General features: G+C 73.7%; 17 protein-coding genes. 3 read left to right on the forward strand and 14 right to left on the reverse strand.

Translation table 11 applies throughout. From position 1 onward, the window contains the following. The first annotated feature begins 11 nt into the window (after positions 1–11). Positions 12–767, forward strand: a complete 756-nt coding sequence (locus AC5677_RS02965; RefSeq protein WP_497193422.1) for a dienelactone hydrolase family protein — start codon at positions 12–14, stop codon at positions 765–767. 100 nt (positions 768–867) lie between these two features. Here AC5677_RS02965 and AC5677_RS02970 read toward each other — a convergent pair whose 3' ends face one another. The 14 genes from AC5677_RS02970 to AC5677_RS03035 form a co-directional block, all read right to left on the reverse strand. After that, positions 868–1,950: an AI-2E family transporter gene (locus AC5677_RS02970; protein WP_497196489.1), complete on the reverse strand. Its 1,083-nt coding sequence runs from the start codon at positions 1,948–1,950 to the stop codon at positions 868–870. Between the two features lie 311 nt (positions 1,951–2,261). After that, on the reverse strand, positions 2,262–3,827 hold the full coding sequence (locus AC5677_RS02975) for an amidase (protein WP_497196490.1): 1,566 nt from the start codon (positions 3,825–3,827) through the stop codon (positions 2,262–2,264). A 206-nt stretch (positions 3,828–4,033) separates the two neighbouring features. Continuing rightward, complete coding sequence (locus tag AC5677_RS02980; RefSeq protein ID WP_497193423.1) at positions 4,034–5,584, reverse strand: AMP-binding protein; 1,551 nt, start codon at positions 5,582–5,584, stop codon at positions 4,034–4,036. Between the two features lie 73 nt (positions 5,585–5,657). Further along, on the reverse strand, positions 5,658–6,272 hold the full coding sequence (locus AC5677_RS02985; RefSeq protein ID WP_497193424.1) for a 4'-phosphopantetheinyl transferase family protein: 615 nt from the start codon (positions 6,270–6,272) through the stop codon (positions 5,658–5,660). Continuing rightward, on the reverse strand, positions 6,269–7,438 hold the full coding sequence (locus AC5677_RS02990) for an acyl-CoA dehydrogenase family protein (protein ID WP_497193425.1): 1,170 nt from the start codon (positions 7,436–7,438) through the stop codon (positions 6,269–6,271). The genes AC5677_RS02985 and AC5677_RS02990 overlap by 4 nt, the downstream gene beginning before the upstream one ends. After that, positions 7,431–8,615: an acyl-CoA dehydrogenase family protein gene (locus AC5677_RS02995; RefSeq protein ID WP_497193426.1), complete on the reverse strand. Its 1,185-nt coding sequence runs from the start codon at positions 8,613–8,615 to the stop codon at positions 7,431–7,433. The genes AC5677_RS02990 and AC5677_RS02995 overlap by 8 nt, the downstream gene beginning before the upstream one ends. Beyond that, positions 8,612–8,890: an acyl carrier protein gene (locus tag AC5677_RS03000; RefSeq protein WP_497193427.1), complete on the reverse strand. Its 279-nt coding sequence runs from the start codon at positions 8,888–8,890 to the stop codon at positions 8,612–8,614. The genes AC5677_RS02995 and AC5677_RS03000 overlap by 4 nt, the downstream gene beginning before the upstream one ends. Before the next feature lie 26 nt (positions 8,891–8,916). Further along, positions 8,917–10,077, reverse strand: coding sequence for an acyl carrier protein (locus AC5677_RS03005; RefSeq protein WP_497193428.1), 1,161 nt, complete (start codon positions 10,075–10,077; stop codon positions 8,917–8,919). 63 nt (positions 10,078–10,140) lie between these two features. Next, a complete protein-coding gene (locus AC5677_RS03010) occupies positions 10,141–10,854 on the reverse strand; it encodes a maleylpyruvate isomerase family mycothiol-dependent enzyme (protein WP_497193429.1) in 714 nt (237 codons plus the stop codon). Next, positions 10,851–12,122, reverse strand: a complete 1,272-nt coding sequence (locus AC5677_RS03015; RefSeq protein ID WP_497193430.1) for a pyridoxal phosphate-dependent aminotransferase — start codon at positions 12,120–12,122, stop codon at positions 10,851–10,853. Before AC5677_RS03015 ends, AC5677_RS03010 begins: the two co-directional genes overlap by 4 nt. Further along, positions 12,119–13,501 carry a KamA family radical SAM protein gene (locus tag AC5677_RS03020; protein WP_497193431.1) on the reverse strand — a complete coding sequence of 461 codons (1,383 nt, stop codon included), beginning with the start codon at positions 13,499–13,501 and terminating at the stop codon, positions 12,119–12,121. Before AC5677_RS03020 ends, AC5677_RS03015 begins: the two co-directional genes overlap by 4 nt. Next, positions 13,501–15,180, reverse strand: coding sequence for a carbamoyltransferase C-terminal domain-containing protein (locus AC5677_RS03025; RefSeq protein ID WP_497193432.1), 1,680 nt, complete (start codon positions 15,178–15,180; stop codon positions 13,501–13,503). Before AC5677_RS03025 ends, AC5677_RS03020 begins: the two co-directional genes overlap by 1 nt. A 30-nt stretch (positions 15,181–15,210) precedes the next feature. Continuing rightward, on the reverse strand, positions 15,211–17,643 hold the full coding sequence (locus AC5677_RS03030) for an ATP-grasp domain-containing protein (RefSeq protein ID WP_497193433.1): 2,433 nt from the start codon (positions 17,641–17,643) through the stop codon (positions 15,211–15,213). Positions 17,644–17,848: 205 nt separating this feature from the next. Next, positions 17,849–19,123: a condensation domain-containing protein gene (locus AC5677_RS03035; protein ID WP_497193434.1), complete on the reverse strand. Its 1,275-nt coding sequence runs from the start codon at positions 19,121–19,123 to the stop codon at positions 17,849–17,851. Positions 19,124–19,572: 449 nt separating this feature from the next. On the opposite strand from AC5677_RS03035, the gene AC5677_RS03040 reads away from it, so the two are divergent. Both AC5677_RS03040 and AC5677_RS03045 read left to right on the forward strand, forming a co-directional pair. Continuing rightward, positions 19,573–21,219, forward strand: a complete 1,647-nt coding sequence (locus AC5677_RS03040) for an AMP-binding protein (RefSeq protein ID WP_497193435.1) — start codon at positions 19,573–19,575, stop codon at positions 21,217–21,219. Positions 21,220–21,222: 3 nt separating this feature from the next. Continuing rightward, complete coding sequence (locus AC5677_RS03045) at positions 21,223–22,458, forward strand: MDR family MFS transporter (RefSeq protein ID WP_497193436.1); 1,236 nt, start codon at positions 21,223–21,225, stop codon at positions 22,456–22,458. The last annotated feature ends 37 nt before the right edge of the window (positions 22,459–22,495 follow it).

Raw genomic sequence — 22,495 nt, forward strand, 5'->3', positions numbered from 1 at the left:
GACCCCCGAACATGACGAACGTGCACGGAACCTCTCTGGACGTGCCCACCCCGGACGGGCTCGCCGACGCCTACCTCGCGCACCCCGACGACGGCCTGCCGCATCCCGGCGTCCTCCTGTACATGGACGCCTTCGGGCTGCGCCCGTCACTGGAGGCGATGGCCAGGCGTCTGGCCGGCCATGGCTACACCGTGCTGGTGCCGAACGTCATACACCGTTCGGGGCGGGCGCCGGTGGTGAAGCTGCCGGAGTTCATCGACCCGGCCCAGCGGCCGGAGATCTTCGAGCAGCTCTTCCCCGTGCTGCGGGCGCTCACTTCCGACCTGGCGATGCGGGATGCCGCCGCCTACCTCGACTGGCTGGCCGCCTCACCGCTGGTCAGCGACGGGCCGGTGGGCAGTACGGGGTACTGCATGGGCGGCGGCCTCGCGCTCCGTACCGCGGCGGCCTTTCCCGACCGGGTCGCGGCCGCGGCGGCCTTCCACACCGGCCATCTGGTCACCGAGGCCGAGGACAGCCCGCACCGGCTCGTCGGCGGGGTCACGGCGGAGCTGTACTTCGGCCACGCCGACCAGGACCAGTCGATGACGGCCGACCAGATCGAGGTGCTGGAGGGCGCCCTGGACGCCGCGGGGGTGGCCTACCGCAGCGAGGTGTACGCGGGTGCCCACCACGGTTACACCCAGACCGACACCTCCGTGTACGACGCCGCCGCGGACGAGCGGCACTGGCGTGCCCTGCTGGACCTCTTCGGGCGTCGGCTCTGAGAGCGGAGGAGCGGAGGCGGACCGGCCGGCCCACGGTCGGCCGGTACCGTCACCGGCCGCGGCGGGGCCCGCGGGCTCCGGTCCGTCGGCCGCGTCGGGTTCAGCGCGTGGGAACGGTCAGGTCGGTGGTGCGCAGCGCGCCGTAGACCGACCAGACCACCGAGACGAGCGGCACCGCGACGACCGCGCCGAGGACCCCCGCCGTGACCGCCCCGCAGATCACGGACAGGGCCACCACGATCGGGTGCAGCCGCACGGCCCGGCTCATCACCAACGGGTGCAGCACATGCCCTTCGAACTGGCCGATCACCACGATGAGCAGGATGACGACGACGGCCGCCAGCGGGCCCTTCGCGGCGAGCGCCACCACGGCCGCCACCGCCAGCGCGATGGGTGAGCCGACGAGCGGGATGAAGGCGGCGAAGAACTCCAGTACCGCCAGCGGGACGACCAGCGGGATACCCAGGATGAAGAGCGCCAGGCCCACGAGGAGCGCGTTGGTCGCGGCGACCACCACGATGCCGCGGGTGTAGCCGGTGAACGTCGTCCACGCGGCCCGCCCGCCGATGCGTGCCGGACCGCGTCGGTGCTCCGGCAGCCGGCCGCCGAACCACCGCCACATCCGGTCGCCCGAATGCAGGAAGAAGACCGAGCAGAAGAGCGCCAGCGCGCCGACCGTCAGCACATCCACCAGGCGGCCCAGTCCACTGAGCGCGGTGTTGATCAGGTTCGTGCGGTGCGTGGCGATGAACCGCGACACCCACGACTGGAGCTGGGACAGCGTTCCGTGCCGGAGGCGGAACGGCGCGCCTTCGAGCCAGCGTCCGATCCGCGCCACGCCGCCCTCGAACTCCTGACGCAGCCCCTGCCACTCCCCGGCCACGTTGGCTCCGACCAGACTCAGCACTCCGAGGACGAGCACGATGCCGAGCAGCAGTCCGGCCGCGACGGCCGCCGCGCGCGGCATCCAGCGGTCGAGCAGATTGGTCAGCGGCTCCAGGAGGGCGGTCAGCACCAGGGCGAGGAAGAGCGCCAGCGTCACCAGGTGGAACCGTCCGAGCGCCACGAAGACCGCATAGACCGCGGCGCCCACGACGATCAGACGCCATGCGTATGCCGCGGCCACCCACAGCAGCGGGGAGAAGCCACCGGCGCCGCCGGTCCGCTGCGCCGCCCCGCCCATGCGCTCGGCGCGGCCCCTGCGCGCCATGATGCGCATGCGCTGCCGGGCCATGCCACGGAGCGCGTCGGGGGACCGCTCGCGCTCGACACCAGGTCGGTTCCGCACCCGCCGCCACCACCTCCCACCCCTCACCTGGCCGGGGCCGAAGGGGGCCGATTTCCGTACGAAGGACGGGCGACGGCCCCTCGTGCACACCCAGTGGTGGTATCACCGCCGGGCGGTCCTCGAACGCGTCCGGGCAGGCTTTCCCCCGAAGGCAGGCGGCATCCGCGCCGCGCGTATGCTCCGCCGCGCCTTCGCGGTGGGAGGGCTCAGCGGGTGCCGGCCGACGGCAGAAAACGCGGTGCCCGCCGGGCGTGGAGCCGGTGCTCCACCGCGGCCCCCAGCGCCAGGAGCTTGCCGTCCTGGTGGTCGCCGGCCATCAGGAGCAGGCCCACGGGCAGCTCGTCGACGAACCCGGCGGGCACCGACAGGGACGGATATCCGGCCACGGCCGCGGGGGTCGAGGACGGGATGACGTCGTTGTCCCCGCGCGCGCAGTCGGTCGTCCACGCGGGTGGGTTCGTCGGCGCGGCGATGGCGTCCAGCCGGTGGGTGGCCATGGTCTCGTCGAGGGAACGCCGGGAAAGGTCCGTCAGCTCGGCGCGCATGGCCCGGTATTTCGGGTCGGTGGTGGGAGGCGCGGCGAGGGCCTGCTCGAACAGTTCCTGGCCGGCGAAGCAGGTGCGTTCCGCCGGGTGGGTGCGGTTGAAGTCGATCAGCTCGGAGAGGTTCTGCGGTCCGTCGCGGGTGGGGAGGTAGGCGTCGATGTCCCGGTGGAACTCGCTCAGCAGCGCGGGGAATTCGAGTGCGGCGAGCCGCTCCTGGTACGGGGGTGTCACCTCGACGACCTCGGCTCCGGCGTGCCGCAGTCGCTCCGCGGTACGGCTCATCAGGGCGTCCACCGCCGGCCCGAGCGAGGGCAGGCGCCACAGGCCGATCCGTTTTCCGCGCAGGCCGTTGGGGCGCGTGAGCTCGTCCGGCAGGCCTGCGGGGCCGCCCGGACGCGCGGCGTCACCGCCGCTGAGCACGGAGAGGGTGAGCGCGGCGTCGGTCACGTTGCGTGCCATGGGCCCGGCGGTGTCCTGCTCGGCGGAGATCGGCACCACACCGGCCTGGCTGACGAGGCCGAGGCTGGGCTTGTGGCCGACCACGCCGTTCATCCCGGCCGGGCACACGATGGAGCCGTCCGTCTCGGTGCCGATCGCCACCTGCGCCAGCGACGCGGCGAGCGCGGCGGCCGATCCGGAGGAGGAGCCGCACGGGTTGCGGTCCAGTACGTAGGGGTTGTGGGTCTGTCCGCCCACCGCCGACCACCCCGACGTCGGCTTCGTCGCGCGGAAGTTCGCCCACTCGGACGGATTGGTCTTGCCGAGGATCACCGCGCCCGCGTCCCGCAGCCGGGTCACCAGGGCGGCGTCGGTGTCCGGCGGGCTGCCGGCCAGTGCCGTCGACCCGGCCGTCGTGGGCATGTCGCGGGTGTTCACGTTGTCCTTGAGCAGGACGGGGATGCCGTCGAGCGGGCCGCGGGTGGCGCCGTCCCGGTGCCTGGCGTCGCTGGCGGCCGCCTGGCGCAGGGCCGTCGGGTCGGTGCGCAGCACTGCGTGGATCTTGGGGTCGATGGTCCTGATCCGCCACAGGTAGGCGGCGGTCAGTGCCGACGCGGTCAGCGAACCGTCCGCCATGCGCGCCTGTAGCTGCGGGATGGTCACCGTGTCGAGATCGATGCCCAGTTCTGGGGGCGGAGCGGCCGGCGGAGGGGCGCCGGTCTCGGCGGCGGCCGCTCGCGGATTCGGTGCGCCCGCGCAGAGGCCGCAGGCGACCAGAGCGGCGATCAGCGCGGCCGTGCCCCTGTTCCTTGTGGTCCTGTTCCCTGTGCTCCTGTTTCTTGTGGTCCTCTTGCCTGTGCCCCTGTTCCTTGTGCTCCTCATGAGGTCAGCCGACTACAGGGCGGCGGCCCGGTACAAGGTCCTTTCGCGCCGCCCTCCCCCGGATTCCCGCGGTTGCGTCCATGTGGCCCAGGCCCTGGGACGTGGCGCGCGGGTCATGACCGGGCGCCCGTCGCCCCCAGGAGCGCCGTCAGGGCCGTCCGGTCGACCTTGCCGTTGTGGTTGAGCGGGAGGGCGTCCAGTCGGGTGAGCGTGGCGGGCACCATGTAGGCGGGGAGCCGGTCCCGGAGGGCGGCGTGGAGGTCGTCGGCGCCGGTGGACGTCCCGGTGTAGGCGGCGCCGAGTTCGACGCCACCGGGGTTCGCCTGCGGGACGACGGCCGCATCGAGGACACCGGGCAGTGCGCGCAACGCCGCCTCCACCTCGCCGAGTTCGACACGGTAGCCGCGCACCTGGACCTGTTGGTCACCGCGGCCGAGGTGGACCAGCGGTGGGGTGGCGTCCGCGGCAGGGGCCGGGGTGCCGGGCAGGGCGGTGACGCGGTCGCCGGTGCGGTACCAGTGGCCGTCGGTCAGGGCGGTGGCGGGATCGTACGGTGTGCCGTCGGGCGCCAGGAAGCGGCCGGCGTTGTTGACCGGATCGAGGTAGCCGGGGAAGCGCTGGGCGCCGCGTACGCACAACTCGCCTTCGTGGAGGCGGAGTTCAAGGCCTTCGTGGAGGGTGCCGATGGGGACGGTGCCGTTGGCGGGCGCCGGCCAGGCGGTGCGGTCGGCCGGCAGCCGGTAGGCGGTGCAGGTGACGGTCAGTTCGGTCGGGCCGTAGGCGTTCTCCACGGTGCTGTGCGGCGCGGCCCGGTGCCAGGCCCCGGCCTGCTGGAGCGTCAGCGGCTCGCCGCAGAACATGCTGCTGCGCAGCGTCGGCATGCTGTCCGGCCGCAGGGCCCGGAACCGGTGGGCGAGGGAGATCACCGACGGTACGGAGTTCCAGTGGGTGAGGGCGCGGCGGTTGACGAAGCGGACCGGCGCGAGGAGTTCGTCGCGGGTCGCCGCGACCAGGGTGGCGCCGCTGCCCCAGGCGGTGAACATATCGTGCACCGAGGGGTCGAAGGTCAGCTCGAAGGTCCCCGAGACGCGGTCGCCGGGCCCGGCCGCGGCGCGGGGGACGGCGCCTGCGAGATAGGCGCAGACGTTGCGGTGCTGGATGGGGACGCCTTTGGGGACGCCGGTCGAGCCCGAGGTGAAGAGGATGTAGGCGAGGTCTTCGGGGCGGGCGGTGCGGCCGGTGGGGGGCGTCGTCGTCGGGAGGCGGAACAGTTCGGGGTCGGTGAGGGCCGGTGTGGGGACATCGGGCCACCCGGTGTGGTCGGCGGTCCCGTCGGACAGTACGGCGTCGAGCCGCGCGGCCCGTACGATGCCGGCGTTGCGCTCGGCGGGGAAGCCGGGGCCGAGGGGTACCACCGTGGCGCCGAGGCGCTGCACGGCGAGGTATCCCGCGTAGGCGACGGCGGTGCGGCCGGCCAGCAGACCCACCCGGGCGGGCGGGGTGCCGTCCAGGCGGTGGAGGAGATGCGCGGCCAGTGCGTCGGCGAGGCCGGTGAGTTCCGCGTAGGTCAGCGCGGTGTCGCCGAGCTCCAGTGCGGTGCGGTCCGCGTGGGTGACGGCGGACGCCGCGAACCAGTCGTAGAGGGTGTGCCGTTCGGCGGGCATGCGTACCGTTCGCCTTTCTCGGGGGGGGTCTGGTCTGCTCGGCGGCCGAAGCGTGCGGCGGCGGCGCGGTCGGTCATTCGCGGGCCAGGGGAAACGCGCAGCTCAGGGGCAGTGCAGAGCGGTCGCGCAGGCTGATCCAGCGGTAGTCGCCCCAGCGGCCGGACCGGGCGCCCGGTGGCACGTCGATGGTCCAGGGGCGCCCGGCGAACCCCGCCCCGCTGGCCTTGACGCACGCCTCTTGGGCCGTCCAGACCCAGGCCACCTCCTCGGCGGCCCGCGCCTGGGGCAGCGCGGCGATCCGCGGGGCGTGCGCGTGCAGCAGCCGCCGCGCGAACGAGGGGGTGACGGAGGTGCCGGGGCGCTGTACGTCCACGCCCATGGCGCGCCCGGCCGCGACTCCGGCGGCGAGTGCGCCGTCGCTGTGCGAGACGCTGATGCCGACGCCGGGGTGCCCGTGCAGGCGGGGCTTGCCGCGCGGATCGGTGGTGATGTCGGCGTCGGCCAGGGCCGGGCGCAGCGCGGCGAGCGTCTCCCGCAACAGCGCGCGGCCGGTGAGGAATTCCCGGGCGCGCCACTGGGGCAGGGTGGCGGCGCGACGCAGATCGTCGCGGTGGGTGCTGGGGGTGAGGTGGTCCTCGGTGGTCGTGGTCACCCAGACCTCGTCGGCCACCATGAGGGGCGGGGTCACGGCAGGGTGCCCGGCCGTGTCAGGCCGGCCAGGATGCTGTCGGCGGCGTCCGCCAGCGTCCCCAGCACCACTTCGTTCGCGCCGCCGCCGATGCCGAACAGCGCGGCCTGGGCACGTATTTCCTGGATACCTCCGGTGGTGAAGCCGGCCGCGCCCCACAGCTGGCCGCATTCGGTCAGTACGTGGTTGACGGTGGCGCCCGCGGCGGCCTTGAGCGTGGCGGCGGCGGTGGCGTCGTGGTGCACGGCCACCGGCTCCGCGTACTCGGCGACCAGGGCGTGCAGTTCCCGGACCTTCAGGAGGCAGGCCGCGAACCGCTGCCGTACGGCGGGCTGGTCCCAGAGGGTGCCCGTGCCGTGTGGGCGGCCGGCCAGCCGGCGGTGGGTGTCCGCCAGGATGCGGCGGCACAGGGCCACGCCCCACTGCGCGCCGGCGAGCCGTTCGGTGGCGATATGGCGGGCGAAGAGCGGGAGGCCGAAGCCGACCCGGCCGAGGACATGGTCGCGGTCGAGCCGTACCCCGTCGAAGGTGACATGGCCGGTGCCCGAGTCGGCGAACAGGGCGGTGTCCGCGGGGCGCACGGTGACGCCGGGCGCGTCGGCCGGCACCAGGACCCAGGTGAAGTCGGTGAAGTGCCGTCCGGTGCGGTGCCGGGCGAGGACGAGGAAGGTCTCGGCCGTGGTGGTGTTGGCGATCCAGTCCTTCTCGCCGGAGAGCTCCAGCGCCTCGTCCTCGATCCGTACCCGGGTGCGCAGCGCGGTGAGGTCCGTACCTGCGGTGACGTCCGTGGCGGCCAGGGCGACGGTCGCCCGGCCGGTCAGCGCCCGCTCCAGTGCCCGCCGGGCCGCGGGCGCCCGTCCGGTCGCCAGGATCGGGAGCGCGGTGGCCAGTTGGACGCTCACCGACAAGGTGGCGGCGAGGGAGCAGCGGGCGTCCACCGCGGTGAGCAGGTCCGCGAGCCCGTCGGGGTCGGTGCCGGTCCCGATGGCGCCGTCGCGGTAGGCGCGGGTGAGCAGGCCCGCGCGGCCGAGCGCGGCCCATACCTGTGCGCCGTCCGCGGTGCGCGGCAGCGCGTCGAGTGCGGCGAAGCCGGTGGCGGCAGGGGGCGGGGTGTCGCCGGTTCCGGGTGGGGTGGCGGGCCGGTCCCGGGGCAGTGGTTCAGGCAAAGCTCACTCCCTGGTCGCGCAGCGCCAGCCGGCCGTCGGCGAGGTGGAGCCGGTCGTTGCTGTAGTTCAGCGCGGCCGAGCGCAGGTCCCGCAGGGCCCGTTCGAGGCGGGTGGGCGAGTCCTGGAGATAGCCGTGCCGCAGTCCGACGGCGCTGATCAGGTCCTCCACGGCCGCCGCGCACTCCTCGGAAGCGGTGATCTTCAGGGCGTTGAGCTGGAGCTGACGGGCGGGGACGGAGAGGTCCGCCCCCGAGGTGACCGTCCTCAGGGTCGCCTGCAGCAGGGCGTGGACGGCGTCGAGGCGTCTGCGGGCCTGGGAGAGGCGGGTGAGGAGGAGTTCCGAGGTGAGGTCGAAGCGCGCGCGTCCGGCCTGGCTGCGCAGTAGCCGCAGTACGCGCGAGAGGGCTCCCGCCGCCGTCCCGAGCCACACCGCCGACCAGCCCAGATGGGCCAGCGGGCCGAAGACGTCGGCGGCGATCTCGTGGAAGTGTCCCGGCGTGCCGACGATGTGGTGCGCCGGGACGCTGCCGGTCAGCCGGAGGGCGACGCTGTGGCTGGCGCGCATGCCCATCGGCTGCCAGTCCCCGGATGCGGTGATCTCCAGCTGGTGGCGGTGCGCGTACACCAGCGACACCTCGTGCTCGGTGGCGGCGCCGGGGCTGCGCATGGTGATGAGGAAGCCGTCGGCGTGGGCGCCGCCGGTGACGATGGGCGCCTCCCGGTCGATCACCAACTGACCGTTTTCGTCAGCCAGTTGGGCCTGTGCGCTGCGCAGATGACCGCCCTTGCCGGCTTCCGTGGTGACGGAGGCGAGGTAGTTCTCCCCCGCCGCGATCGACGGCAGCAGTTCCTTGCGCAGCCGTTCCTGGCCGTGGCGGACGAGGGCCTCGGTCTGCTGGCAGTGCATCGCGAAGATCATCCCGACGGACATATCGCTGCGCCCCAGGGTCTGCGCGGCCGCGACGAGGTCCCCCACGGTGCCACCGAGTCCGCCGTACTCGGTGGGGACCAGCAGACCGAGCAGGCCGGTGCGGCGCAGTGCGGTGAGCGCGTCCACCGGGAATTCCGCGGCCCGGTCGGTGCGCCGGGCGTGCTGTTCGGTGACCTCGGCGACCTCGGCGAGACGGGACGTCAGGTCCAGGGGGGCGGGGCGGTCGGCCGCGGGCGCCTGGCTCATGGGGCCACCTCGCCGGTGGCGGCGCCGGTGGTGCCGTCGGGGAGCTGTGCGGCGATCGCCTGCCACAGGTTGCCGGCGGTCGCGAAGGTGGCGTCGTTGAGCTCGTCGTCCGGCAGCGAGATCCCGAAGGTGTCCTCGATGGCGAAGAGCAGCTCGATGGCCTGCATGGAGTCGACGCCCAGGGTGCGCAGATCGGTGTCGGGGGTGAGGTCGATCTCCTCGGGTCCGGAGTGCTTGAGGAAGGGGCGCAGCAGTGTGGTGAAGCGGGGGTCCATGGGGACTCTCTTCGGTAGGGGGTGGTTCAGCGGGCGATGCGGCACAGGTCGTCGACCCGGCGGAGGTTTTCCGGGACGAGCGCGTCGGCGTCCAGTTCCCGGCCCAGCTCGCTCTCCAGCCGCTCGATGATCTCGATCAGGCGGAAGGAGCTGAAGGAGGCGAAGGTGTCGAACGGGGCGCCGTCGAGGAGTGCGGCGCCGTCCACGCCGAGCACTTCACCGGCGAGGGCGGCCACCCGGTGCCGCAGCGCGTCGTCCGGGGAGGCGGGGGCGGCGGGCGGGGAGACGGGGTCGGCGGCGGGCGGGGCGCCGAAGACGGTCCGGTCGGCGGCGAGGACGTCGCGCAGCCGGTCCACGATGCCCGGCGGTTCGGCGCGGCCCCGGGAGACCCGGCGGTGGGCGAGGTAGGTCTGCTCGACGACCTTGTCCCAGGCGCGCAGGTGCGCGCGTTCGGCCTCGGTCTCCTCCGCCCGGCCGGCGAGGTGCGCGCGGTAGCGGGCGTGCAGTTTGCGGGCGCGGGAGAGCAGCCAGGTCTCGGCGGTGAGCCGTTCCACCACCGCCGCGCGGTCGGTGCAGGCGTCGTACGCCCCGAGGTAGGCCGCGACGGCGGCCTCGTCCACGGACAGCGCCGGCGCGGGCGCGGGGGCCGGCAGGCCGTCGGCTGCGGTCAGTTCGACGACCTCGGCCGTCTCGATGGCCGCCAGGTCCGCGGCCGGCAGTACCCAGCTGCCAGGTGCGGCCGGTCCCCAGTGGGTCTCGCTGTGGTAGGCGTCCGTGATGTGCCAGCCGCCGGGCGCCGCGGCGAGCAGGAAGCTGTGCTCCATATGTGCGTGTCCGTGGTACGGCAGCCAGGGCAGGGTGTAGGCGTCGGCGACGACGTAGCGGACCCCGCTGCCGGGGCGGAGCCGGGCGAGCAGGTCATCGGCGGCCAGCCGCTCCCGGCGTACCACCGTGAGTCCCAGGAGCTGCGGCGCCAGGTCCAGTTGCCGCGCCAGCGGGGGGTCGACCGTGGGCAGACCGTCCGCGCCTTCCCAGGAGCGGAAGGTCAGCGGCGCGCCGAGCCTGAGGTGCGTTCCGGGGCCGTGGTGATGGTCCGCGAGCACCGCCAGATTGGCCTGGATGCAGTCCAGCAGACCGCTGTGCACCGAATCCAGGCCGAACTGCTCGGGTTCGCCTGTGACGGCCATGTGTGTTCACCGTTCCTTGCTTCGTCGGGGCTGTGCAGGTGGTGCGGGGGCGTGGGGTGCCGGTCAGAGCCACGGCGGCAGCGCGGGCAGCGGCGCCGTGCCGTCGAGTCCCGTGCCGGTGGAGCGCCCGGAGAGCCAGGCGAGCACGTCGGCGGGGGTGCCGGTGACGACCGGGCCGCCCGCGCCGAGGCGGCCGAGGAGCGTGCCTTCGGGGTCCGCGAGGGTGAGGTCCGGCGTGCCCTCGGCCTCGGCGTAATAGCCCAGGACGTCATCGAGGACGATCCCCCGGGCCGGGGCCGGGATGTCGGTGACCTCGTAGCCGATGTCGAGGTCCACATGGTGCAGGACGAGTTCGCGCACCCGGATCACCAAGATCCGGCAGGGCGTGCACAGTTCACCGGTGAACGGCCGGACGGTCGCCTTCCAGGCGGGTGCGGGAAGCTCCTCGATGGTGCGCCGGAAGTGCGCGGCGCTCGTGCGGACGTCCGCCACCAGCGTGGCGGCCGGTCCCCGGGCGCCCGCCTCGATCTCGGCGTTCCGGGCGGCGCGGCTGGGGTACTGCGCGGTCTCGACCCCGGTACGGGCCCACTCCAGCAGCCGTTCCAGTGCCGGGGCCTGGCGCGCCAGATGGCTCAGGACGTGGCCGCGGGTCCAGCCGGGGAGCCGGGACGGGGCGGCGATGTCCTTGTCGTCGAGCCCTGCGACGCCGGCCAGCAGCGCGTCCGTCGCGGCGGCGATCACCCCGAATGATTCCGGGGTGGGGGGTATCTCCTTCATGCTGCTCCCTTCAGCCGGGCGAAGCCCTGGGCGATCCTGGTGAGTTGCCCGGCGATATGCGGCAGACGGGTGGGGTCGTCGGCCCGAAGAGCCTGCTCCTGCTGCTGCGCATCGCCGTACAGCAGGCTGGTGGCGGCCTTGAAGCGCAGCGCCTGGGGATCGTCGCCCAGCAGATGTCCGGCGAGCACGACGATCCCGGAGTCGTCCAGGAGGCTGGCGGCGAGCGACGCCGAGTCCGTGACCCCGGCGCGGGCCAGCCGGTCGCGGAGCGGTGCGAAGTCCGGGTAGACGTAGAACCCGCCGGTGGGCGGCCGGCAGTCGGCGCCCGCTTCGACGGCGATGCGGTGCACGGCACGGGCCACCGCGCCGTGCAGCCGCGCGCTCGCCCGCATCCGTTCGACGATCTCCGGCGGTTCGGCGTAGGCGTATCGCGCGACCTGTTGCATCGGGCCGGCGAGCGTCGACCAGATCTCGCTGGCCGCCGCCACCACGGCGTCCCGCAGCAGCGCACCGGTGTCGCCCTCGGGGAAGCGGGCCACGCCGATGCGCCAGCCGCCGATCCCGAGGGTCTTGGACAGTCCGCTGGTGACGACGGTGCGCTCCGGTGCCACCTCGGCCGGGCTGAGGAAGGGGGTGGCCTCGGGGTCGTGGACGAGGTCGCGGTAGATCTCGTCCGCGATGATCAGCAGGTCCTCGGCCCGTGCGAGCGCGCACAGTGCGCGGATCGCGGAGGGCGGCGCGAGCGTCCCGGTGGGGTTGTCGGGGAGGGTGAGGACCAGCAGCCGGGGGTCGGCGCCCGTCGCGCGGGCGCGGTGGATCGTCGCCCGGAGCGCGTCCGGATCGGGGATGCCGCCGCAGTCGGCGGGGATCGGCACGCCGAAGACCTTCTTGCCCGCGTAGGCCGCCTGCGGGGCATAGGTGTTCCAGGCGGGGCGGGGCAGCAGCACATCGCCGGGGATGACGAGCTGCAGCGCCATCAGCAGCGGTTTGCTGCCCGGCGCGACCACCACCCGGTCGGCTTCCGTGGGCAGCCGCCGGCGGGTGAAGTAGCCGGCCACCGCCTCGCGTACGTCCTCGGCGCCGGCCACCGGGCCGTACGCGGAGCGCGCCGCGCCGAGCGTCAACTGCTCGGCCAGCTGCGGCAGTACGGGAAGCCGAGCCTCGCCGAACGCGAGGTGGACCAGGGACGCGCCCGCCGCCCGGCGCTGGTCCACCAGCTGGTTGAGGGCCAGGTTCGGGGAGGGCGGGGCCACGGTCACGGCGGTCATGTCGCTTTCCTCTCCGTGCGCTGCGACCCGTGGGGGCCGTCGTCGGGTGGTGGGGTGGCGCCGGCCCGGTCGGTGCCGCGGACGGCGGCCGCGAGGTCGGCGGGGGTGGCGGGGTCCAGCTCCAGGTCGTCGAGCCAGGCGGCGGTCGCCGAATAGCGGGCCCGGAACGGGCGGCCGACCAGCGCGGGGTTGCGCGCCTGGAGCATCCGGAGCCGGAAGTACGCGCCCTCGGGTGTCTCCTCGACGCCGTCCACCACGACCTTGCCGGGCGTCGCCGACATGACCGGTCCGCGTACCGTGCGGGCGAGGCCGGGCAGGGTGCGGTACGCCGCGGTGAAGATCTCCACGGCGCGGGCCAGCGGCACCTTGAAGTAGTCGTACGGCCCGGTGTCCCGCTCGACGAACAGGTAGTAGGGCACCGCGCCGGCCGCCAGCTCCGCCTGCCACAGCTCGCTCCACGCCCGCGCGTCGTCGTTGACGTGGGCGATCAGCGGTGCCTGGCAGTAGACCACCGCTCCCGTGGCGCGGATGCGGGCCACCGCCCGCCGCGCGAGGTCGGTCGCCAGCTCCCGGGGATGGCTGAAGTGCGCCATCACGGCGAGCTGCCGCCCGGAGGCGACGACGCGCTCGAACAGCCGCAGGACGTCGTCGGCGTCGGGATCGGTGACGAAGCGCTGCGGCCAGTAGGCCACCGACTTGGTGCCGATCCGGATCGTGCGGACCGAGGGGACGCCCAGCAGCGGTTCCAGGTGGCCGCGCAGCCGCTCGGTGGACATCACCATCGGGTCGCCGCCGGTGACCAGCACATCGTGTACTTCGGGGTGCCCGGCCAGATAGTCGATGAGCCCGCCGGGGTCGGGGGCGGCGAAGCGCAGATCCGCGTCCCCGATGAACTGCGCCCAGCGGAAGCAGTAGGTGCAGTAGGCGTGGCAGGTCTGGCCCTGGCCCGGGAAGTAGAGCACGGTCTCGCGGTATTTGTGCTGGAGGCCGGGGAGCTGCACGCCGTCCCGGCTGGGCACGTTGAGCTGCTGCTGCCCGGAGGGGTGGGGGTTGAGGCGGCCCCGGATCTCCCGTACGGCCTCGCGCAGCAGCAGCTTGTCGGCGGGGTCGGCGGACAGCTTCGCGAGCTGGTCCTCGTCGGCCTCGGCCAGCATCCCGCGCTGCGGGAAGGTCAGCTGGAAGAGGGGGTCCTCGGGGACCCGGTCCCAGTCGATGAGCTGGGTGAGGACGTATTCGTTGACCCGGAAGGGCAGCACCAGCGACACCCTGCGCACCGTCTCCCGGATGTCCTCGGGCAGGTGGTGGCGCCGGGCGATCTCGTCGAGGTGGTGCGGGCCGTACGCCCTGAAGCGCGCCGGTTCCGGCAGGCCGGAGGCCATCAGCGGGCCCCTCCCGTCCCGTTCGGTTTGCGGTACAGGTCGTCGCCGAGCACCAGGAAGTCCAGGTCCATGGAGCGGAAGGCCGCCAGTGCGTGGGCCGCGGTGTTGACGATGGGCTCGCCCTTGTCGTTGAAGGAGGTGTTGAGCAGCACCGGTGGCGCGCCGCGCCGCTCCAGGCAGTCCAGGGCCGCGCCCACGGCGGGGGCCTCGTCGCCGTGCAGTACCTGCGGCCGGGTGGTGCCGTCGATGTGGACGACGCCGGGTGCCACCCGCCGGCCGAGTTCGGTGGCCTTGGCCGCGCCGAGCATGTAGCGGCTCAAGTGCTCCTGCTGTTCCCACAGTTGGGCGCCGTAGCCGGGCCGGGTCACGCCCGCGAAGGGGCGCCACTGTTCGCGGTTCTTGACGGTGTTCACCCGGGTGTTGACGTCCGCGGTGTTCGGTACGGCGATGATCGACCGGCGGCACAGGGCGCGCGGGCCCACCTCGGAGCGGCCCTGGGCCACCGCGCCGATGTGGCCGTCCAGCAGCAGGGTGGTCAGCTCGTCGATGTCCAGGTCGGTGCGGATCAGATCCGAGGTGTCGGGTGCGTCCATCGGGTGGGCGGCGCCGCGGTGGTGGATGTCGGTGCCCAGGTAGGGGCTGAGCGGGCCGGTGCGCTTCTTGGGCGGGCGGACGGTCCATGCGGCGCCCAGGGCGACACCGGCGTCGTGCGGCACCGGCGGTACGTACAGCGGGCCGGGCAGGGTGCCGTTGGTGCTGCAGTTGAGGGCGACGCCGCCGCTGAGGCACAGCTGGTCGACGCCGGACGTCTTGCGGGTCAGCGCGGCGAGGTGGGTCACGGTCTGCTCGATGAGGCGCTGCGCGGTGTAGGCGACGAGGATCGCGTTGGGGTCCTCGGTGAGCCGCTCCTCGGGTGCGGTCGGGCCGTCCGCCCCGGCGATCTTCGTATAGCGCTCCCGCCAGCGGCCGACGACGGTGTCGTAGTGCTCCTTGATCTCGTCGGCGGTGGCGCTCCCCCGGCTTTCGGTGAGCGGTTCGACGGCGAGGCGGAAGTCGTCGGCCGCGAGGTCCACGAGGGGTTCCACGTCGAGGTGGGCGGCGCGTCCGTAGGCGGCCAGGCCCATCGTCTTGCCGGCGTTGAGGAAGGAGAAGCCGAGCCAGGTGGAGGCGGCGTCGTAGGCGTAGCCGAGCGAGGCGGTGCGCTGCCAGGTGTGTTCGAGGCGGGGCTCGGCGCCGTCCTCGTACGTCCAGATGGTGGAGGACTCGTTCTCGCCGTGGCCGTCGATGACCAGCACACCGGCCTTGCTGAAGGGCGAGGCGTAGAAGGAGGAGGCGGCGTGCGCCTGGTGGTGGGGGACGCGGACGACCTCGGGGGTGTGGTCGCCGAAGTCCAGTCCGACGGCGTACGCGAGGAAGTCGGCGTCGTTGGCGAAGCGGCGCGGGTAGAGCTGCTCGCTGTCCCAGCCGAGGGCGACCACATCGATGTCGGCGGCGCTGATGCCGGCCTGCTCCAGGCAGAAGCGGGCGGCGCCGAGCGGTTTGCGGTAGAGCGAGTGACGGTGCCGGTTGACGCGCTCCTCCTCGGTGAAGGCGACGATCTCGCCGTTCCCGTCGATGAGGCAGGCGGCGCTGTCGTGCCAGCCGGTGGGCGGCGCGTTGACACCAAGGATCCAGGTCATGGGTATCTCTCTTCGTCGCGGGACGGTCGGTCAGGGAAGCGGGGTGAGGGAGTGCCGCACGGCGCGCTGGGCGCGGCCGAGCGTGGTGGCGCAGTCTTCGGGGGTGTCGCCGACGGCCACCAGCGCGGCGAGCCGTGGCACGATGCCGCGGGGCGGCAGCAGGAGCCGGGTGCCGGGGGCGGCGAGCGGCACGGCCTCGACGATGCCGGGTTCGGCCGCGGCGGCGGTCAGGTCCAGGGAGCGCACGGTGCCGTCGGATTCGGGGTAGACGAAGCGGACCTCGGCGCAGCGGTCGCGGTCGGGGGTGAGCCGCGGGGTGCGGCCGAGTGCGATGTCGGCGGCCGCCGCGACGGGGTCGACGCCGGTGGCGAGCGTGCCGAGCAGCGGGATGAAGTCGCCGCCGAGGCGGCCGTTGACCTCGACGATGCGGGGGCCGGTGGGGGTCAGGCGCAGCTCGGTGTGGGTGAGGCCGGTGCGGATGCCCAGGGCGGTGTGGGCGTCGGTGACGACGCTCTGCACCTCGTCGGCCCAGGGCTCGTGGCGCCAGGGGGCGACCAGATGGCCGACCTCTTCGAAGTACGGCGCGAATCCCAGGCGCTTGTGTGCCACGTTCACGACGCGTACCTCGCCGTCGAACACGGCGCAGTCCACGCTGATTTCGGGGCCGGACAGATACTCCTCCACGATCACCCCGGCCAGCCCGTGGATGCCGGGGAAGGCGGAGCCGAGCGCCTGGTCGTAGGCGCGGGCGACGTGTCCGGGGCTGTCGGCGAGGGTGACGCCGATGCTTCCGGCGAGCGCACGGGGTTTGACCACGACCGGCGCGCCGAGCTCCTCGGCCGCGGCGAGGGCCTCCTCGCGCGTGTGGACCTGGCGGAATCGCGCCGAGGGCACCCGGGCGGCGGCGAGCAGCCGGCGGGTGGCGAGTTTGTCGCGGCAGCGGCGGGCGGCTTCGGGGCTCATATGGGGCAGGCCCAGTCGGCGGGCGACCTCTGCGGTGCGCTCCAGGAGCGTCTCGTCCCAGGTCAGTACGGCTCCCGGGCCGGGGTGTCCGGCGAGCAGGCCGGCGACGGCGTGGGTGGTGGCGGCGGTGTCCGCGGTGTCCGCGATGCGGAACCGGTCGGCGACGTAGGGGCGTTGCCAGTCGATGTCCGTGCTCTGCACCAGCGAGGTGGTGACCCGGTCGGCGAGGGAGGCCAGCGCATAGGCGCGGTAGGGCGGATTGCCGCAGCCCACCACGACGAGCCTGCCGGGCGCCCGGGGGTCGACGGGGGTGCTCTCCAGCTCGGCGTCGCGCATGGTGCGGCGGACGGCGGCCTCGACCTCGGCGCTGTCGGCCCCGCGGAAGCGGAATCTGGCCCCGGCGTGCTCGTATCCGCCGCCGCTGAGCACGGCGCCGGGTTCCGGGAGGACTTCGGCGTAGGGGCCGGCTCCCCGGTGCGAGGTGACGGTGCGCACCCGGCAGGGCATCGCCGCGGTGGGCGGTACCAGCAGCCAGCCCGCGACCTGCGCCGGGCCGGTGGCGGGCCGGGCCGAGCGGTCCTCGGTGCCGGTCTGCTGGGCGACGGCCGCGGCCATCAGGTCGATGCCGTGCACCTCGCGCCAGATGAAGGGCACTTCGGCGCCGCCCGGCCGGGCGCCGATCTCCAGGACGGTCAGTTCGCCGGTGTCGCTCGCGAAGAGCTCCAGGTGGAAGACCGAGGGGCCGCCGAAGAGTGCCGCGGTGGCGGCGGCGGTGATCTCGCCGATGCGGGCGAGGAGTGCGTGGTCGTCGATCTCGACCGAGCCGAGGGCGGTGCCGGTGGTGAATTCCAGGCAGGTGTTGAGGTAGCGGGAGGCGCGCCAGGGCCCGAGTCCGTCGCCGGTGAACACGCCGTCGACGTGCAGGACCTGGTGCGGCAGCCAGGTCTGGACGAGCATCTCGGCGTCCGGGGGGAAGGCGTAGTCCCTGATTGCCGCCGGGGTGTCCAGCCGGGTGATGCCCGCGCTGGCGGTGCCCCGCCGCGGTTTGACCAGGACCGGCCCGCCGTGCCGGGCGGCGAAGGCGGCGACCGCGTCATGGTCGGGGGCGGCGGCGGTCGCCGGCACGGCGATGCCCGCGGCGTCCAGCCGCTGCGCCATCAGCAGTTTGTCGCGCAGCGGCAGCAGGTCCGCGGTGCGCTGTCCCGGCAGGTCGAACTCGCCGCGCAGTTCGGCCGCCAGATCGAGGTCGGTCTCCTGGAGGGCGATGATCCGGGTCGGCGGCCCGACCTGTTCGACCAGCGCTTCGAGGGCGGCGCGGACCGACTTGGCGTTCTCGGTGGTGTCCACCAGCCGTACCGCCGCGGCCTGTTCGGCGGGCAGATGGTGGGCGGCGCGCTCGGTGGTGACGTAGCTGACGCGGTGCGCCGTGTGGTCGAGGTAGGCGGCGTAGTCGGCGTACCGGTCGGTCCAGCGGTGGATGATCACGACATGTTCGGGCACGGGCGGCCTCCTGGGAGGGGGACGAGCACGGGGAAGCGGTCGGGCGACGGCCGGGGGTTCGGCGCGGCGGAGTGTTCAGGGGCGGGCCTGCGCCTTTGGCGGGCGGGCACCGCGGAAGTCCGGCAACTCTCCGTGGCCGGTGCGGGGTTCACGAACGGGTGGGCGGGGCCCGGCCTCCGTGGCGGGGGCCGGGCGGGCCGCTCCTTCAGCGGCCGTCGGCCGCGGTCAGCAGGCTCTCGTGCAGGTCCCACAGCAGTTCGGCGCAGCGTTCACGGCCGAGGTCCTTGGCGGTGAGCCGGATGGTGAGGGCGTCCTCGCTCTCCAGGGCGCGGGCATAACATCGCGGGCCGATGGTGGTGAAGGGCTGCTCCCAGGTGAGGGTGGGCGGGGTGCGGCCGGGGGCCGGGGCGGGGCGCGGTGGGGCGTCCGGCGGGGTGCGCTCCGGTACGGCCACGTAGTTGAAGGCGCAGGCCGGTTCGGCGGCGCCGGGCAGCTCGGCGCGCAGCGCCGCGACGGCGGTGACGTCGTGCATGCCGTGGCGGAAGGCGCCGAGGCCGCTCCAGTGCACGGCGTCGGCGAGTTTCACCAGGTCGTCGTTGCGGGCGTCCTCGATCAGTGCCGGGACCCACTGGTTCATCGATGTCACCAGGTTCTTCCAGCGGCCGCCGAACCGGTTGGCGCTCATGAGTTGCACCAGCAGCCCGTCGGTGCCGCACATCCGGGCGACGCTGCGGGCGTAGGCGGCCAGGACGACGCTGGCGACGGACACCCGTGCGCGTTCGGCGAGGGTGTGCGCGGCGGAGCGGGCGGTTGCGGAGTGCAGGGTGCCCTGGACGACGTCGCCGGACGCCTCGACGGGACGCGGCAGGGCCGCCGTGGATGCGCGGCCGAGGAGGTTTCTCCAGTGGTCGAGCGCCGCGGCCTGCCGGCGGAGCCCGGCGGCGGAGTGCTGTTCGGCGGCGAGGTCGGCGGGGCCGGGCGGCCGGTCCGCCAGCCGTCCGGGGTCGGTGAGCGCCTGCCGGAATTCCTGGTGGAGCAGCTCCTGGGCCCAGGCGTCCGCGGCGATGTGGTGCTTGACGAAGAGCAGGTGCGAGGGGGCGCCCGACCTGGTCAACAGCCGGGCCCGCCAGCCGTGTTGGCGGCCGAGGTCGAACGGCTCGGCGGCCAGTGCGGCCGCGAGGTCCGCGGGTTCGGCGGCGTCGGCGGTGCCGGCCTCGATGACCGGCAGTGCGTCGTCCGCGTCGGTGTCGGGCGGCAGCTGGCCGGGGGCATCGGGGTCCCGGAGGTCGTAGCGCGTGCGCAGCGACGGGTGGCGGGCGGCGATGGTGTGCAGCGCCGTGCGTACCTGCTGCGTCCCGATGCCCCGTGGCAGGGGCCAGGTCGCCGCGTTGTTCGGCTCGTGCCGGCGGGCGGCCGGCAGGCTTCGGATGTCATGCCATACCGAGAGCTGTCCCAACGACAGCGGCCCTGTCTCGGACATACGCTCCCCCATTGGCGCACTTCCATCATGCGGAATGTCAATTCCATGCAGGGCTGACGCTGCCACAATCCGTCGAAGTCTGTCCAGATCCAGCCATCGCCAGGTGCCGCCGCTCCCCCATGCACCCGAACCCTCCGCGGCGGCAGGCCCCCTACGGGGGAGCCCCGAAAGCGCACCCGGCGACCGCCCGGCGACGGAAACCTGAAGTCGCCAAAAGTGACCCACCTCACATCCCATCACCGTGGCGACCATGAGAGCCTGAGTGTCACTTCCCGGAACTACCCTTCCACGTAACGGAAGTTCGGCAGGGAACGGGACGGTCACCTCGACCGACGGCCGGGCACCCACACGGGACGGTCACCGCCCACGGCGCCCCGCGCCATGGCCCCGCGCTCCGCCCGGCCCGCCCCGGACCACCGCTCTCGCACACCACAAGGGGTCTTTGCCACGTGAGTCAGCAGCCGCCCGTCCCGGCCGATTCCGCCGGGGAATTGCTCCACGAGTTCCTGCTCGACCCCGCACGCCACCGCCCCGACGACCCCGCCGTCATCGAGTCCGTGCAACCCGGCACGATCACCACCACGACCTACGCGGAACTCCGCGCCCTCGTGGACGTCTACGCCGCCGGCCTCGACGCCCTCGGCATCGAGACCGGCGCCCGGGTGATCCTGGAGGCCGACACCACCGCTCACTCCCTCGCGCTGCTGCTCGCCTGCTCCCGGGCAGGTCTCGCCTTCATCCCGGTGAGCCCCGAAATGCCGCACCAGCGGCTGCAGTCCATCGTCGCCACCGCCCGGCCGGCCCTCCACCTCCAGACGGAGCACGGCACCCGCACCGACCTCCCGCACCCCGTCGGAACCGCCCGGTTCGGCCCCACCGGACTGACCGTCGAACGGGCCCCCGAACGCCACCGGCCCCGGCGCCGGATACCCTGCGCCACCGACCCCGCGTACATCATCTTCACCTCCGGCACCACGGGGCGCCCCAAGGGCGTGGTGATGAGCCACCGGGCGGTGATCGCCTTCTACCGGGGCATGCTGGCGCACCGCATCGCCACACCCGAGGACCGCATCGCCAGCACCTCCCCGCTGCACTTCGACTTCTCCCTGCTCAACATCGGCCTGGCACTGGGCAGCGGCGCCTGCATGGTGCCCGTACCGCAAAGCCTGGTGCGCTGGCCCCGGCACCTGCTGCGGGTGCTACGGGAGACCGGGGCCACCCAGGTCAACGGCGTACCGTCGATCTGGCGCCAGACGCTGCGGTACGAGCCCGCGCGGCTCGCGGCCCTCGACCGGCTGCGCGGCGTCCTCTTCTGCGGCGAGGAGTTCCCGCTGCCGGAGCTGCGCAGGCTCCAGCAGCTCCGGCCCGACGCCCGCATCATCAACTGCTACGGCGCCACCGAGTCGATGGCCTGTTCCTTCAAGGACGTGCCCAACCCCCTCCCCGACACGGTGGAGAGGCTCTCGATCGGGATCGCGCACCCCGGCGCGGAAATCCTCCTCGTCGACGAAAGCGGCGAGGTCGTGGCGGAACCCGGCGTGCTCGGCGAGATCCATCTGCGCAGCCCCGCGCTGTTCTCCGGCTACTGGGACGATCCCGCGGCCACCCGCGCCGCGCTGGTCCCCGACCCGCTGTGCCCGCAGTCCGGCCAGGTCGTCCTGCGCACCGGTGACCTGGCGGTCCAGGAGGAGAACGGCGAGTTCACCTTCCGCGGCCGGACCGATTCCCAGGTGCAGATCAACGGCAACCGCGTCGAACTGGGCGAGGTGGAGCGGCGGTTGACGGAATTCCCCGGTGCCACCGCCGCCACCGCCATGGCCCTGCCGCGGCCCGACGGCGGCCTGCAGCTGACCGCCTTCGTCGTCCTGGAGGCGGAGCGGGCCGGGACGGACCCGGCCGAACTCCGCGCGTTCTGCGCCCGCACCCTGCCCCCGTACATGGTCCCCCAGGACATCGAGCTGCTGGACCGGCTGCCCACAACCGCGAACGGCAAGGTCGACCGCGCGGTCCTGGCGGCCACCGTGGGCGCGGACCGGCCGGGCGCGGTGCCGGCCGGATCCCAGGGCCCGGTGCGCCGACCGGCCGCGGAGGACTGAGCCGTGAGCAGCGTCGACACACCCGGCACACAGGCCGGCGAGCATCCCGAGGGCCGGCTGCGCGCCTACGTCCGGGTCCGGGTGGGCGGGCTGCCCGGCGCGTTCTGGGTGCTGTGGGGCGGCTCGCTGGTCAACCGGCTGGGCTCGATGGTCAACCCGTTCCTGAGCCTCTATCTGACCGCGGTCCGCGGCGTCTCCCTCGCCGACACCGGACTCGTGCTCGCCGTCGTGGGCGTCGGATCGGTCCTCTCACAGCCGCTCGGCGGCTTCCTCGCCGACCGCTTCGGCCGCCGGGTGGCCCTGACCGGCGGGATGCTGGCGAACGGCGCGACGCTGCTCGCCCTCGGCCACGCCCAGAGCCTCACGGTGCTCGTCGGATGCTGCTTCGTGCTCGGCATCACGATCGACCTCTTCCGCCCCGCCGCCCAGGCGCTGGTCGCCGACGCCGTACCGGCCGCCGACCGGACCCGCGCCTTCGGCCTCCTCCTGTGGGCCGTCAACCTCGGGTTCTCGGTCGCCATGGTGATGGGCGGCTTCCTCGCCTCGCACGGATTCCAGCTGATCTTCTGGCTGGACGCCGGGGCCTGCACCGCCTTCGGCGTGCTGGTGTGGCTGGCCATCCCGGAAACCCGCCCGGCCGCCCCGGAGACGACCGCGGGGGGCTTTCGCACCGTGCTGCGCGACCGCACGATGCTGGCGTTCGCCGGGATCATCGTGGTCTACGCGATCGTCTTCCAACAGGCCTTCGCCACCCTGCCGCTGGCCATGAAGGCCGCCGGGCTGCCCAGCAGCGCCTACGGAATCGTCATGGGCATCAACGGCGCCGTCGTCATCGCGATGCAGCCGCTGATCGGCCACCGGCTCACGGAATTCGACAAGAGCCGGGTGCTGGCCACCGGCTTCACCCTCGCCGCCGGCGGCAACGCGCTGGCGGCCACCGCCTCGGCGACGGTGGGGTACGCCCTGGCCGTCGCGGTGTCGACGCTGGGGGAAATCCTGGTCTTCGCCACCACCGCGTCCGTCGTCGCCGCCCTCGCCCCGGCCGCGCTGCGCGGCCGCTACAACGGTCTGATCGGGATGGCCTGGGGCGCGGGCTTCCTGATCGCGCCGGTCGTCGGCACCCGTCTCCTCGACACCGGCACCACCCTCCTGTGGCTGAGCTGCGCCGCCCTGAGTCTCGTCGCCGCACTCGGGCAGCTGTCCCTGGCCCCGGCGCTCCACCGGCGCGCGGCGGAGTGAGCACGGGAGCGCGCAACGACGCCGCCAACGCCCAGAG

The organism is Streptomyces sp. JLSY215, from assembly GCF_059682825.1.

Bases quoted from the DNA above. Each gene is read 5' to 3' on its own strand.
- AC5677_RS03005 (WP_497193428.1), bottom strand. From the start codon at position 10,077: ATGGCCGTCACAGGCGAACCCGAGCAGTTCGGCCTGGATTCGGTGCAC.
- AC5677_RS03015 (WP_497193430.1), bottom strand. From the start codon at position 12,122: ATGACCGCCGTGACCGTGGCCCCGCCCTCCCCGAACCTGGCCCTCAAC.
- AC5677_RS02995 (WP_497193426.1), bottom strand. From the start codon at position 8,615: ATGAGCCAGGCGCCCGCGGCCGACCGCCCCGCCCCCCTGGACCTGACG.
- AC5677_RS03000 (WP_497193427.1), bottom strand. From the start codon at position 8,890: ATGGACCCCCGCTTCACCACACTGCTGCGCCCCTTCCTCAAGCACTCC.
- AC5677_RS02970 (WP_497196489.1), bottom strand. From the start codon at position 1,950: ATGGGCGGGGCGGCGCAGCGGACCGGCGGCGCCGGTGGCTTCTCCCCG.
- AC5677_RS03020 (WP_497193431.1), bottom strand. From the start codon at position 13,501: ATGGCCTCCGGCCTGCCGGAACCGGCGCGCTTCAGGGCGTACGGCCCG.
- AC5677_RS03025 (WP_497193432.1), bottom strand. From the start codon at position 15,180: ATGACCTGGATCCTTGGTGTCAACGCGCCGCCCACCGGCTGGCACGAC.
- AC5677_RS02965 (WP_497193422.1), top strand. From the start codon at position 12: ATGACGAACGTGCACGGAACCTCTCTGGACGTGCCCACCCCGGACGGG.
- AC5677_RS03010 (WP_497193429.1), bottom strand. From the start codon at position 10,854: ATGAAGGAGATACCCCCCACCCCGGAATCATTCGGGGTGATCGCCGCC.
- AC5677_RS03035 (WP_497193434.1), bottom strand. From the start codon at position 19,123: ATGTCCGAGACAGGGCCGCTGTCGTTGGGACAGCTCTCGGTATGGCAT.
- AC5677_RS02980 (WP_497193423.1), bottom strand. From the start codon at position 5,584: ATGCCCGCCGAACGGCACACCCTCTACGACTGGTTCGCGGCGTCCGCC.